Genomic DNA, 14,175 nt, shown 5'->3' with positions numbered 1-14,175 from the left:
GTGTAGTAATAGCACAGGGAATGCTGAGTCTTATCTCTTCATCTGTTGGTCAACGCATTCTCCGGCCGCTTGCAGCTCAACTAACTCAATCATGTCGTCGTGTGGCTTCCCTCACGGTATTAGATAATGACTGCCAACACCCCCCGGTCTCGGACAGAAAGGAATTGATCGATGGACAAGAGGTCGCTTACCGAGCGGGACATCTGCAGCAAGTTTATCGCCCCGGCCATTCAGCAGGCGGGTTGGGACATGCAGAAGCAGGTGCTTGAAGAATTTGGTTTTACCGCCGGGCGCATCATGGTGCGCGGCAAGTTGCACAGCCGCGGCGAGCGCAAGCGTGCCGACTACCTGCTCAGCTACCACAAGAACCTGCCGCTGGCGGTGATTGAAGCCAAGGACAACAAGCACTCGCTCGGCGCCGGTATGCAGCAGGCGCTCGGTTATGCTGAAGCGTTGGATGTGCCCTTCGTGTTCTCCAGTAACGGCGATGGCTTTCTGTTTCATGACCGCACCGGCACTGGTGCTCAGGTGGAAACCGAGCTGAGTCTGGAGCAGTTCCCCAGCCCGGTAGAGCTCTGGCAGCGTTACTGTCAATGGAAGGGCTTACACGGTGAGGCGCAGAAGAGCATCGAAGCGCCGTACTACGACGACGGCTCCGGTCGCACGCCACGCTATTACCAGGTCAACGCTATCAACCGCACCGTCGAGGCCGTGGCCCATGGGCAGGATCGCATTCTGTTGGTAATGGCCACCGGTACCGGTAAAACCTACACCGCCTTCCAGATCATCTGGCGCCTGTGGAAGTCCAAACAGAAGAAACGCATCCTGTTTCTTGCCGACCGCAACATCTTGGTCGACCAGACCAAGAACAACGACTTCAAGCCGTTCGGCCAGGCGATGACCAAAATCAGCAAACGGCAGATCGACAAGTCTTTCGAGATCTATCTGTCGCTGTACCAGGCCGTGACCGGCACTGAGGAAGAACAGAACGTCTACAAACAGTTCCGCCCGGACTTCTTCGATCTGGTGGTGATCGACGAATGCCACCGTGGCAGCGCCGCCGAGGACTCCGCCTGGCGCGAGATCCTCGAGTACTTCTCCAGCGCCACCCATGTAGGTCTCACCGCCACGCCGAAGGAAACTAAAGAGGTTTCCAGCATTACCTACTTCGGCGAGCCGGTTTACAGCTACACCCTCAAACAGGGCATCGAAGACGGATTTCTCGCCCCTTATAAAGTAGTGCGTATCGACTTCGACAAAGACCTTCAGGGTTGGCGGCCGCCCAAGGGCATGCTCGACAAAAATGGCGAGCTGATCGAAGATCGTATCTACAACCTCAAGGACATGGATCGCACCCTAGTCATCGAGGCGCGCACCCAACTGGTGGCGCAGAAGGTCACCGACTTTCTCAAGGCCAGCGACCCATTCCAAAAGACCATCGTCTTCTGTGACGACATCAACCATGCCGAGCGCATGCGGCAGGCCCTGGTTAACCTCAACCCAGAGCGCGTCAAAGAAAACCGTAAATACGTCATGCGCATCACCGGCGATGAGCAAGAGGGCAAGGCCGAGCTGGATAACTTCATCAACCCGGAAGCGCGATACCCGGTCATCGCCACCACAAGCAAGCTGATGACCACTGGCGTCGATGCCCAGACCTGCAAGCTGATCGTACTCGACCAGCACATCAAGTCGATGACCGAGTTCAAGCAGATCATCGGTCGCGGCACCCGCATCAACGAAGACCATGGCAAGTACTGGTTCACCATCATGGACTTCAAAAAGGCCACCGAACTGTTTGCCGACCCCGCCTTCGATGGTGACCCGGTGGTGATCTACGCCCCAGAAGGTGACGACTCACCCGTACCGCCAGACGATATGCTCGAAGGTGACGGCATCGTCGCCGGCGGTGAAGGCGAGGCAGACGACCCTTTTGGCGAAGGCGAGGAGGGCAGTCCAAAACGCATCAAGTACGTCATCGACAGCATCCCGATTTACGTCATCGCCGAGCGTGTGCAGTATTACGGCCCCGACGGCAAGTTGATCACCGAGTCGCTCCATGACTACACTCGTGCCTGCGTGAAGAAGCAGTTCGCCTCGCTGGACGACTTCCTGCGGCGCTGGGGTGATGCCGAACAGAAGAAGGCCATCATCGAGGAAATGGCGGCCCAGGGGGTGATGTGGGAAGCCTTGGCCGAAGAGGTGGAAGCCAAGCAAGGCAAGCCCCTCGATCCGTTCGATCTGATCTGCCACGTCGCCTTTGATCAGCCAGCCCTCACGCGCCAGGAGCGCGCCGATCAGGTGAAAAAGCGCAACTACTTCAGCAAGTATTCCGGCGCAGCGCGTCTGGTACTTGAGGCGCTGCTCGACAAGTACGCCGACACCGGCATCGAACATATCGAAGACATCAAGATCCTCCAGCTCGACCCCTTCAGCCAGATTGGTGCGCCCATCGAGTTGGTAAAGGTATTTGGCGGCAAGCCGGGTTACCAGAAGGCGATTCAGGCGCTGGAGCAGGAGTTGTACGCCTAACCTATGAATAAGCTGAATTCAGTTGAAACCGCCGATGAGCTTAAACGCCTTGGTTTTGTTCTCATCGTTAATAACAAACACGCCAACGGCTACGAACATTCGGACCTGAGTGGTCGGGTATTCGTGAAGATGAGTAAAACGGGTGCTCCTGTCTGTGAGCAGCCATTCCTTATCCACCCTGACCATGTTGCCTCACCTAGCTGGGAAGCGATCAAAGCCCTGTCGCCCACGCAACCTAATGTCAGATACAAAAACACCAATGTTACGGGCTTCCCCAAGGTGAAGGGCTCAGATAGCAAACTGGCTGTCGCTCTGGATATCTCTACCCGTGCTGATCTTCCACAACTGCTAGCGCTGCTGGGGCATCGTGGTTTTGGTGCTACAGCAAAACTACAAGCGGAAATGGTGGAGGTTGAGCAGTTTGACGCAATGCTCAGTAGCAACGACATCGCCGACACCGAACGCGAGGCGCTTATCAAGGCGCGTATCGGTCAGGGTGGCTATCGCCAGGCGTTGCTGGCCTATTGGGGTGGTTGTGCGATCACCGATTGCACCGTGCCGGCCCTGCTGCGCGCCTCGCATATCAAACCCTGGTGTGAGGCTAGCACGAGTGAACGCCTTGATCCGTACAATGGCCTACTGCTCACCCCTAATCTTGATCTGGCCTTCGATCAGGGCCTTATCACCTTTGACGACCAGGGGCTGATTCGCCTCAGCCCCGAGCTGGACCTCGACAGCGCCACTGCGCTGCATCTGCACACCCATTTGCGCTTGCGCCAGATCGAGCCGCGTCACTGCAGCTATCTGGCCTGGCACCGCGAAAACTTGTTTAGGAAGTAAGCATGTCCATCAGCAGCACGATCAAATCCATCCAAGACATCATGCGTAAAGACGTTGGCGTCGACGGCGACGCCCAGCGCATCGGTCAGTTGGTCTGGCTGCTGTTCCTGAAGATCTTCGATGACCGCGAACAAGAGTGGGAGTTGATGGACGACAACTACCGCTCACCCATCCCCGAGAGCTGCCGTTGGCGCACTTGGGCTGCCGACCCGGAAGGCGTGACCGGCGATGCTCTGAAGGACTTTATCGATAACAACCTGTTTCCCCAGTTGCAGAACCTGCACGAATACAGCAACAGGCCCTCGGCCTTTGTCGTGCGCAGCGTGTTTGAAGACGCCTACAACTACATGAAGTCCGGCCAGCTGCTGCGCCAGGTGATCAACAAAATTCAGGAAGGCGTGGACTTCAACAAGGCCCAGGAACGCCACGAGTTCGGCAACCTCTATGAGCAACTGCTGCGTGACCTGCAGAACGCCGGTAACGCCGGGGAGTTCTATACCCCGCGCCCCGTCACCGAGTTTATGGTGCGTATGGTCGACCCCAAGCTGGACGAAAAGGTCATGGACCCGGCCTGCGGCACGGGCGGCTTCCTCACCTGCGCCATCGAGCACAAGCGCAGCCGCTATGTAAAAACTGCCGAAGATGAGCGCACCCTGCAAGCCAGCATCTTCGGCGTGGAGAAAAAGCCGCTGCCGCACCTGCTGGCCACCACCAACATGATCTTGCACGGTATTGAGGTGCCTAGTCAGATTCGCCACGACAATACTCTGAGCAGACCACTGATTAGCTGGGGGCCGAGTGCGCGCGTGCACTGCATCGTCGCCAACCCGCCGTTCGGTGGCATGGAAGAAGATGGCATCGAAACCAACTTCCCGGCCGCCTTCCGCACCCGAGAAACTGCCGACCTGTTTTTGGTGCTGATCATGCAGCTGCTTAAAGACGGCGGCCGCGCCGCAGTGGTGCTACCCGATGGCTTTCTGTTCGGCGAAGGTATCAAAAGCCGTATCAAGGAAAAGCTGCTCACCGAGTGCAACTTGCATACCATCGTTCGCCTGCCCAACGGCGTGTTCAACCCTTACACCGGCATTAAGACCAACCTGCTGTTCTTCACCAAGGGTGCGCCGACCAAAAAGGTCTGGTTTTACGAGCACCAGTACCCGGCCGGTGTAAGAAACTACTCCAAGAACCGCCCCATGCGCATAGAGGAGTTCGCCGTAGAAGAAGCCTGGTGGGGCAGCGAGGCTGATGGCTTTGCCGCACGAGTGGAAAACGAATTCGCCTGGCAGGTCAACGTAGAAAAACTGCAGGCGAGTAACTGGAACCTGGACTGCAAGAACCCGCATATCAGCGAGCAGATCAGCCACGATCCGGACGAACTGCTGCGCAACTACGCCGTCCTGCAGGGTGAAATCAGCGACCTGCGCGACCAACTCAAGGCTGTACTGACCGAAGCCTTGGAGCGTCAGGTATGACGGCGTTGTTGATCGATAACATGCCGCTGCTGGCCGGAGCACCGAATGGCGTCAAGAAGCTGCGTGAGCTGATTCTGGAATTGGCAGTGTCCGGCAAACTGGTACAGCAAGATCCCAGCGATGAGCCGGCCAGTGAGTTGCTAACGCGTGTTGCCAAGGAAAAGGAACGGCTGACATCAGAAGAAGGACTTCGAACAACAGCAAGAGATGACGTTCCAGATGATGAGCACAACTTCCCATCGCTTCCTGGCTGGGCGTGCTGTCGGCTTGGAAACCTTGCCCGCTTTATTGACTACCGGGGTAGGACACCGACAAAAACGACGTATGGTGTTCCTCTCATCACAGCAAAGAATGTGCGTCCAGGATTTATTAGTCGTGAACCTCAAGAATTCATTGCCCTAGATGATTACTCATCGTGGATGACTAGAGGATTTCCTCGACTTGGTGACATGCTTTTTACGACTGAAGCTCCGATGGGCAACGTTGCGATAATTGACATAACAGAGCAGTTTGCGCTTGCTCAACGCGTAATCTGTTTTCAACTCCATGAACTGAGTACGGGCCCATTTTTGAAGCTGGCAATCATGTCTTCTGGCTTTCAAGTACAGCTTTCAGCTGCAGCTACAGGTATGACTGCAACCGGCATTAAGTCCTCTCGACTGAAAGAAATACCTGTCCCAATTCCGCCCCTTGCCGAACAACAACGCATCGTCTCTAAAGTCGATGAACTGATGACTCTGTGCGACCGCCTAGAAACCCAGCAGGCCGACGCCGGAATCGCCCACTCCCAACTGGTGCAGGCTCTGCTCGACAGCCTGACCCAAGCCAGCGACGCCACCGACTTCGCCACCAACTGGCAACGCCTGGCGGAACACTTTCACATCATGTTCACAACCGAACCCAGCATCGACGCCTTAAAACAAACCCTGCTGCAACTGGCCGTGATGGGCAAACTGGTGCCGCCAGAATCCAGTGATGAGCCCGCCAGTGAGTTGCTCAAACGCATCGCTGAGGAAAAAGGGCAGTTAATGGAGGAGGGCAAGATAAGGAAGCAAAAGCCCCTAGGAGAAATTACTGAGGAGGAAAAACCATACGAATTACCGGCCGCATGGGCTTGGACTCGTCTCGGAAGCCAAGTTATCGAAAGTGGCGCTGGTTGGAGTCCTAGTTGCGAAGCCAGACCAAGAGATGGCGACGAGTGGGGCGTACTCAAGGTTAGCGCTGTTTCATGGGGTATTTACCGACCCGAGGAGAACAAGGCTCTCCCTCCAAATCTAGAGGCTCGACCTGAACATGAAGTCGCTAAAGGCGACTTTCTCGTTTCACGTGCAAACACAGCGGAGCTTGTGGCACGAAGCGTCGTTGTCGAGGAAACACCTAATCGCTTGATGCTCAGTGACAAAATCGTCCGACTCAAGTTGACAGCCCTTTGTGCACGTCGGTACGTGAACTTAGCAAATAGCGCACCATTGGCTCGTATCTACTACAGCCAAGTGGCTGGGGGCACCAGTAGCTCAATGAAGAATGTCTCTCGTGAGCAAATTCTAAATTTGCCTATTGCATTGCCACCTCTTGCGGAACAACAACGTATCGTCGCCAAGGTCGATCAAATAATGCTCCTATGCGATACGTTGAAACGGCAGATCAATGTCGCGAACGAAAAGCAGACAATTCTACTGAATGCCGTTATAGCGCAAGTCTGAGGGCACATTATGCGTTTGAAATCTGTATTTATCAGCCAGTACAAAAACCTTCATGATTTCCACCTAGGTTTTGACGGGGACAGCTTTATCGACGTGTTCGTCGGTAAAAACGGGAGCGGAAAATCCAATCTGTTTGAAGCCCTGATCGAAATTTTTCGCCACCTGACTGAGTTCGGTAGACCCGATAACAGCATCGAATTTGAATACACAGTGACCTACGAAATCGATGGCCAAGAGACATTGATAGAGTGGAAAGGTGGAAAACTTAAGATCAATGACGAGATAGATCGCAAAACACTCGGCAAAACCCCCTTGCCTGACAATGTTCTGATCTATTACTCCGGTCATAACACTACAGTGCCTGGCTTGGTAGAGCGCTACGAAACCGCGTTTCGCAAGCGCATCAGGGGAGCAAACTTTGAAGACAGCCGCCGCTTTATCGGAATTGGCCCTGAGTACAAGTCACTGTTATTGGCTGTGCTATTGGCGCAATCCAAAGGTAATAAGGCTTGCGATTTCGTTCACCAGAAGCTAGGTATAGCATCAGTTGGGGCAGAGTTAAGGGTCGACCTCAGCCGCCCTCCCTTCGCAACGGGCAGTTTGAAAGCCTTAAATGTGGATGGTATCGAGCACTTTGACCCACGCACTCGTTACTGGGGAGCGGAAGGCATCACCCGTGAGTTTCTTGACCGGCTGGTGAGTTGTATCAAAGGCGAATTCAACCACACCGATCTATACGACGAGGCTAAAGACTGCTACAGCCTCACTCTCAATCTGGAATTGTTCCAACAACGCTTTGCAGATGAGGGGGTGGCAAATGTTTTTCGCCAGTTCGACAACCTCAAAACGCTTGGCATGCTCGCCGACATTGCCATACCGTTAAAATTGACCAGCGGCGTCGATGCCACTGTCTCCCATTTCAGCGACGGCCAGTTCCAGTCGGTTTACATCTACGCCATTGTCGAGCTGTTCAAGGACCGCAACTGCCTCACGCTTCTCGACGAGCCCGATGCCTTTTTGCACCCTGAATGGCAGTTCGACTTCCTCAAGCAGGTTTTCGAGATCACTGACACTACAGCCAAAAATAACCATGTACTGATGAGTAGTCACAGCGCGGTCACGTTGATCCCGCACGACAAAAAGAAAATAAAATTCTTTGATATCAAAAATAATCAGGCCAACTGTTACGACTTGCCCAAAAGCATCGCAATAAAAAGGCTCAGTTCGGATTTGATCAAGTACTCCGAACAGGAGCAATTACTAAGCATCATCAATGCTGTGCAGATCGAGAAAAAGCCTGTGTTGTTCACTGAGGGCAGTACAGATCCGATCATCCTGAAGGAGGCCTGGTACAAGCTATATGAAGTGGAAATGCCGTTTATACCGTTCTATGCGTTCAGCTGTACCTATATCAACCAGCTGCTAACTGACGGCCGCATACACGGGGAAATGGGTGGTTTACCGATATTTGCTCTGTTCGACTTTGATAAAGCCTACGACCAGTGGAATGGCCTCAATGGCCAGGTGCTGAGCGCCGATCCAATGAAAGGCCTGATCAAGAAATGGACGCATGGCGAATCTTATGCGCTGATGCTTCCTGTGCCCGAACACGCCGACATCCAACAGCAAGTGATTCGCAACGCAGAAACTGGCGAAACCTTTGGCGGTGACTCCTGCTGCGAAATCGAGCACCTGTTCTACGGTGTACTAGCAACAGTCGACTATTACCAGCGAGAACCTTGTGTGGGTGGCAGCAAGGTCATGTTTAAATCTGACCGGGACAAAACTGCATTTGCCAAAGAAGTGGTGCCTATGCTCGACACCCAATGTTTTGAACCACTGCGCTCTATGTTCGAGTTCATCACTGCAAAATGCAGTGAGCTTGAAATAGCGGGCTAATTGGAAGGCGAGCGAGCCAGTGCTATTGAACATACAAGCAGCAGAACCTGGGTCTGTCGTACTTTCAGGTAAAGTAGGCGCTTATCAATCGTGATGGCTTGCCTGCGTTCGTGACACTGACCTATCCAAAACCCTGGAGAAACTACTAGGAAAAGCCCGAACAGCTGATCGCTCGCGGTATGAGCGTCACGGACAAGGCTAGGGCATTGGATTACTTGGTGCGCATCGACTAGTACCGGCTGGACAGATATTCAGGTTCTCTTAGCGGTGTGAGGACACGATGATTACAACAAAGACTGCTTTTGGCTGTGATTTCTGTCGTTCGAGAACGGCTGCGATCGACGCCTTTCGCAAGCTAGTCCTAGCTATAGAGCGAGAGGCGACTCACTCCTCATTGCTCATAACTAAGCAGTAAATCCAGTAAATCGGAAATAGGCGCGCCCGCTTTTTGAATCTGGCTCAACACCCAGGTCCTCAAGAAACACCAGTCGGCATTACCATTTGACCGAATATGAGCAATAGCTGAGTTCACGTTGGTCGCTGGGCACTGCTGCACAAGCAGCCTGCATGTTGGCGAAGACAATGCTGACTCTGTAGGTGTCAGCAAGATGCCCTCGGCTTCACGAGGAGCAACGGCCCATAAGCAAGCAGCTGCTTGCGGTAACTCTCCAGCGAGTTCAATCAATGTGTCGATGTCGTCAACCAGGCTCAAAAGTCTACGTAATTGGCTCGGTTGGTCGATGCCCCGGATGGTTGAAGCCGTAAGCAGCAACTTACGTAACCGTGGTGGAAGGACTTCGGGATGCCTGGAGAAAAATTGCCCGTATTTTCCCTCCAGAATACTTCCTGACTCACTGTCTGAAAGGTTCGAAAGCAACCAATGCAGAATTGGCCATAACGAAAGCCGCATCAATACATCGCTGTCTTGTTCAGCCTCGACAAAGTCGATCAAAGATTTTAGCAAAACTCCTGCCCCGACCAACCTGCCAGCGGGATACTCGGAGATGAGTATCTCCGATGCCCAATTATATTTCAGCACCTGGCGCCACCAATCTGACTGTGCTGGCCAGCGTCCCAGACCCGCACCGAGTAGTAAGTGCGGCCATGTGAAACCTGGTGTCAGTACTGGTGGGCACTCCAGCGTACGGACCCAGCGACCAGCTGTTTCAAACAGATGAAACCACGCAGGTTCGATACTCCGATCACCGAATTTTCCATTGTCAGGAGCGCAGGGCAGATCGTCACGAGGGGCGGCACTGAGGTCTTCGGCCCATCCGGGAAACATCCAGGGCAAGAACCAGACGACATCTGGTCTTGGCACAGCTAGACTCCAAGACCAACATGCAGCAAGCCACTCCAGTTTGTCTGTCAACCCACTCGACGGGTGGGTTAGAGTTTTGAAGCCACATTTGCTGGCAACGTGTCTGGAGACGTGAGCAAATACCGGCTCCAAAACAACGCCTGCGCGAAGCCTCTGGGCCAATTCGTGAAACAGCAACTCAGACACACTGATCGCATGCAGGTCATCAGTGGGCGCCTGCACAAGGAACGCAGCGAGCGGCTCCAGTTTTTCAAGCGAAAGGCAGGCGAGGGCGGTTTGGATAACTGGCCTTCGACCCGGGTCATAAGCCAACATCGCCCATGCTTCGACAGGCTCTGTTGTGACGGCTTGAAGCATATGATCACGGGCGATCAGATCAATCACGAAGCGAGGCTTTAGCTGGAACTGTCCGTCCGGCTGTTCGCTTAACAGCCCGCAGTCAATCAGGCTCGACACTCGCCGACCGTCCTGCGCGGCTCGCAATTCCCGAACCGCCTGTTCGCGCTCGGCCAAGTTAGGCAGTCGAGCAATGAGCATCAGTTCTTCCTGGTTGGCATCGCCTGGATACTCAGGACAAAAAACTCCCCACTGCGATAACTCCATGGGCTGGCCCCACACCGTTTTACCTTCACGGTAGTACCGCGCGACCAATAGCCGGGCGAGGGCTACTTGGCCAGGATTGGTGCTAACCAGGCACTGGAGCAGTGCAGTCCCCGCCTGTATGTTTGAGGCTCGTGGCAGCTGAGTGTCGGGCAGGCGATGACAGAACCTGCAAATGCCTAGTAAATCTCCGGGTGTATGAATTGCATCGTGCAGGCCCTTAAACGGCTCAAGCCATTGTTTAACACCCTCAGCACTAAAATGACTGTCTACGCCATAGGCGTTCAAACGTTCTTCAACCCACGCTAGCAATCGCGTCTGCCAGGTTTTCAACAGGCGTATGCGCAGCTTGCTTATATGACTGAAAGAGCGGGTATCGGTGAGCAACATGACCGCGCGCTGGGCGCCTTTTGCTTCCTGAAGCTCCCACGAGGAATAAAAATCCGTATCTTCCTCGTTGCTCTCAAAAGCAAAAGGTGCAATCACCAGTATTGCGCTATCTCGGTGCGCAGTTGCCAACGCAATCAGGTCCTTCGGAGAAGGTTGTTCACTGATGGCAACGACCAGCGGAGCAGGCTTCTTCATGCGCTCACCCAGCTCATGCAGGTGCGTAACGCGTATGAATTCGAAGCGGCACAGCGCTGAAAATCTTGCCAGCAATAGGCCCAATCCTGTGCCCGGTGTTACTTCAAGCCATGTGGTTCCTGCCATAGGGTTTCGAACTATTCCCTGTCTGTTTTCCTCCAGCCACCCGACCAGACTATCGCTTTGGGCCTCCCCTCGATCATCCACGATCTCGCTCAACGGACAAGCAAGCTCCTCACCCAGTATCAATGCTGGCAACTCCGGAAACTCCGCAAAGACAAAACTTGCCTTGTTTTGCGCGAATTCGAGCCCAAGGTCAGACAGGGGTAGTTGGAGTAGTTCTGCCAGGGTCTGGGCCTGTTCGGGTCTCGATAGCCACCATTGCTTCTCTCCCCGATCAATCGCGCCGATCTTGACCGCCAGCGAACGGTCCTGAGGCCAGACAAGCTGTGGAGCAGTAGCTCTCATCTGACGAGCGAGGGCATCTATAGACGAGAACCGCTTTTCTCGTTTGGCAGTGGCAATAGGCGCAAACATAGGGCTTCCATGGGTTAAAGCTGGAGGGCACAAGTCTAGTCATCACTGCATCAAAATGCATCGATGCATTGCAGTGCACACAAAGATGCATGACCTTCAGATGTCCCTTACGTTGTGTGGGCATACCTTGACGCACAATTTTGGAGAACGAGATGGAAGTAAAACTGTTGGGGCCGCTTGGCAAAGTGACTGGTTCTTGCGCATGGCTCAGAGATCAGGCCCGAGGCTGGAGTTTTTTGGTTGACTGCGGCATGCAACAAGGTGAGCGCACGGCTAGCAACTGGAACCAGGGCGAATGGCCATTCGTACCCGCCTCAATCCAGTTCGTGGTGCTTACTCACGCGCATATCGATCATTGCGGGCTATTGCCGTTGCTATACAAACAAGGGTTTGAAGGCACCGTTTTCTGCACACGTGAAACCCAGGCATTTGCGACAATTCTGCTGAAAGACGCTGCTACGTTGAGCAAGTTGTATACGGCAGAGGATGTTGACCGCATTGTGTGGCGTGAACACCGCAGTGGCCCATTGCTGGGTGGATTTTTGCCGGTGAGTGATGACCTCTTTATTCGCTACTTCCGAACCGGTCACGTCATAGGTGCGGTTTCGGTAGCTATCCATTGGGGGGGCCAGGGGCCGGGGCAGCGCAGCATTGTGTTTTCTGGCGATCTGGGGCCTAACCGCGAGGACCAAGAGTACCTGCCTTTCATTCGTCATCAGATGAACGTCGGGCCATTCGATTTCGCGGTGATTGAGTCCACTTACGGCGCGACCGTTCGCCCTCGGGAGCAGCTTAATGCCCAGACCCGTCGTGACAATCTGCGCAGACTGCTTGACCGAAGTCTTGAATCGGGCGGTAGTTTGCTCATTCCGGCCTTTTCGTTCGGCCGTACACAGGATGTCATGTTCGACTTGCACTGGATCGTAGCTGAAGCGCCTGCCCGGTACTCCAAGTTGAACTTCTACCTTGATTCGCCCACGGCGAAACGTATGCATCCCGCGATGGTGGAAGCGCTCAAGCGCACTGAGTCCAATGGCAAACACCAGAAGGTGCGCCCGCTTTGGCTGGGCAAGCAGATGTTTCGTTGGTTGGGGCTGGATGATGCACAGCCCGATCACATTGATGCACTGATAGCCGTGTGCGAAATGTGCCTCTGCGATAAGCGCCAGCAGCATGCACGTAGCAAGGTTGGCAATGATCTGGCCCGTGCATGGCGACCGATCTTTGAGCATGTATCGGGAAAGAGAGACGAGTTGCTCAAGCGCGCTGGCGCTCCAACTGTTGTGGTTTGCGGTGCTGGTAGCTGCGACGGTGGGCCCGCCCAGTGGTGGGCCCACCGACTGGCAGCAGGTAGCACCAATACCATCGCGTTTGCCGGGTACTGTCCTACCGAAAGTGCCGGAGGCCAAATACTGGCAGCAGCGGGGCTGCCGATACGCGAGCGTCAGAGACATACCGGCAACATTTCATGGCCCAATGGCAACACATTGCCCTACCGTGATATTGCAGCTCACGTGACTAAGTTACCGGGCTACTCCGCTCACGCGGACCAGGCAGGTTTACTGGCATGGGTATTCAGTATTTCGCCTAAGACTGGACAGCTGTACCCAGTTGCCAAGCACCTGTTCATCCAGCACGGGAACGATAACGATCGCAGAGCGCTTGCCGCACAGATCAAACAAACTAGTAATCACAATAAATTCGACCTGGAAGTCTCTCTACCTGCAGATCCAGAAAAGTGGTTTGATCTGGAGATCCACGACGACTCCGAAGAACTTGAAAGGAGATCGTTAGAACTACGGAACAAAATTCAGAGTATCGAGGCAGAACTTGCTCTTTTGGTTCTCAATTGAAAGCATTTATACACGCTACTGATGCCCCTCCCTCTTGCATGCTTTCTTTAGTCTGTGGAGGGGTAGACGTGCCTTTAGGCGAGTATGCGCATCTTGGTTATCTCTCCGGACCGACCTGAATCGCCCCTCCCTTGGTAGGCGCTGAATGACCGCATTTGGCTGTGGATTCAACCGGTCGATGCAACACAACTAAATTCTGTGTAAGCAGAAGGAGTGTTGCAGATGAAGCAGAGACCTCGGATCTATTACACCGAAAGCCAGAAAAAACTGATGTGGGATCACTGGCAGAAAGGTGACTCTCACCAGCACAGCGGTCATGGTTGCTGGCTAGTTTGAGAAATCTCTTAGCGTCATGTCTGGGATGCCAGTCCGGTATGTCATGGTTGGACAGACTTTCGTGTAAAAAATAGCTCTTTCGAGGCTATTTCTATCTTTTTCACTGCTTGATTTTTGCTACAGCAAGGAATCTTTTGTTTTTATAATACTGAAATATAACGAAATATTATTTTGGTCGGTCCAATCCATCATCGGCGCGACGGAGACGCGACGGGAGAACTGGGCGGGTGTGGCGGTGATTGGGGGCATTGGCGGTTCTGAAATGGGTGGGGCTGGGAGGAGAGGAGTTCATCAGGATTGGGGTTGCCGGGTTTAAGCGAGCTTTTCTGCGATTGTTCTGTGTTGGCCTCGGAGTGCCCATGAGCGGAGGTGTAGTGGTCGAATATTTTTGGACCATGATGTAGGAGCGTCGACTTTAGGAATCATCATGGGATATCGGGTTGTTACATCTGAGGAAAAAGCGGAGGCGATCCGTTTGGTTGTGGAGATGGATTACT

7 protein-coding genes are annotated in these 14,175 nt (G+C 53.8%); 6 read left to right on the top strand and 1 reads right to left on the bottom strand.

Annotation, left to right across the window (positions count from 1 at the left end; genetic code table 11):
* Positions 1 to 171 precede the first annotated feature (171 nt).
* From hsdR to KGB23_RS17290, 5 genes are read left to right on the top strand one after another with little or no spacing between them, the layout of a single operon-like run.
* Positions 172 to 2,532, top strand: a complete 2,361-nt coding sequence (hsdR, locus tag KGB23_RS17310) for an EcoAI/FtnUII family type I restriction enzme subunit R (protein ID WP_223431948.1) — start codon at positions 172 to 174, stop codon at positions 2,530 to 2,532.
* Positions 2,533 to 2,535: 3 nt separating this feature from the next.
* Positions 2,536 to 3,372 carry an HNH endonuclease gene (locus KGB23_RS17305; protein WP_223431947.1) on the top strand — a complete coding sequence of 279 codons (837 nt, stop codon included), beginning with the start codon at positions 2,536 to 2,538 and terminating at the stop codon, positions 3,370 to 3,372.
* Between the two features lie 2 nt (positions 3,373 to 3,374).
* Positions 3,375 to 4,844, top strand: coding sequence for a type I restriction-modification system subunit M (locus tag KGB23_RS17300; RefSeq protein WP_223431946.1), 1,470 nt, complete (start codon positions 3,375 to 3,377; stop codon positions 4,842 to 4,844).
* Positions 4,841 to 6,547, top strand: a complete 1,707-nt coding sequence (locus KGB23_RS17295) for a restriction endonuclease subunit S (RefSeq protein WP_223431945.1) — start codon at positions 4,841 to 4,843, stop codon at positions 6,545 to 6,547. Before KGB23_RS17300 ends, KGB23_RS17295 begins: the two co-directional genes overlap by 4 nt.
* A gap of 9 nt (positions 6,548 to 6,556) precedes the next feature.
* Positions 6,557 to 8,446 carry an ATP-binding protein gene (locus KGB23_RS17290; RefSeq protein ID WP_223431944.1) on the top strand — a complete coding sequence of 630 codons (1,890 nt, stop codon included), beginning with the start codon at positions 6,557 to 6,559 and terminating at the stop codon, positions 8,444 to 8,446.
* Positions 8,447 to 8,837: 391 nt separating this feature from the next.
* On the opposite strand, the gene KGB23_RS17285 is transcribed toward KGB23_RS17290, so the two are convergent.
* Complete coding sequence (locus KGB23_RS17285) at positions 8,838 to 11,489, bottom strand: hypothetical protein (protein WP_223431943.1); 2,652 nt, start codon at positions 11,487 to 11,489, stop codon at positions 8,838 to 8,840.
* A 152-nt stretch (positions 11,490 to 11,641) separates the two neighbouring features.
* On the opposite strand from KGB23_RS17285, the gene KGB23_RS17280 reads away from it, so the two are divergent.
* Positions 11,642 to 13,342, top strand: a complete 1,701-nt coding sequence (locus KGB23_RS17280) for an MBL fold metallo-hydrolase (RefSeq protein ID WP_223431942.1) — start codon at positions 11,642 to 11,644, stop codon at positions 13,340 to 13,342.
* Positions 13,343 to 14,175: the final 833 nt, after the last annotated feature.

The sequence above is a fragment of the Pseudomonas sp. GL-B-26 genome, from assembly GCF_019947405.1.
Classification (GTDB): Bacteria; Pseudomonadota; Gammaproteobacteria; order Pseudomonadales; family Pseudomonadaceae; genus Aquipseudomonas.
This window is presented reverse-complemented; position numbering and strand designations above follow the sequence as displayed.

Bases quoted from the DNA above. Each gene is read 5' to 3' on its own strand.
- KGB23_RS17280 (WP_223431942.1), top strand. From the start codon at position 11,642: ATGGAAGTAAAACTGTTGGGGCCGCTTGGCAAAGTGACTGGTTCTTGC.
- hsdR (WP_223431948.1), top strand. From the start codon at position 172: ATGGACAAGAGGTCGCTTACCGAGCGGGACATCTGCAGCAAGTTTATC.
- KGB23_RS17295 (WP_223431945.1), top strand. From the start codon at position 4,841: ATGACGGCGTTGTTGATCGATAACATGCCGCTGCTGGCCGGAGCACCG.
- KGB23_RS17305 (WP_223431947.1), top strand. From the start codon at position 2,536: ATGAATAAGCTGAATTCAGTTGAAACCGCCGATGAGCTTAAACGCCTT.
- KGB23_RS17300 (WP_223431946.1), top strand. From the start codon at position 3,375: ATGTCCATCAGCAGCACGATCAAATCCATCCAAGACATCATGCGTAAA.
- KGB23_RS17285 (WP_223431943.1), bottom strand. From the start codon at position 11,489: ATGTTTGCGCCTATTGCCACTGCCAAACGAGAAAAGCGGTTCTCGTCT.
- KGB23_RS17290 (WP_223431944.1), top strand. From the start codon at position 6,557: ATGCGTTTGAAATCTGTATTTATCAGCCAGTACAAAAACCTTCATGAT.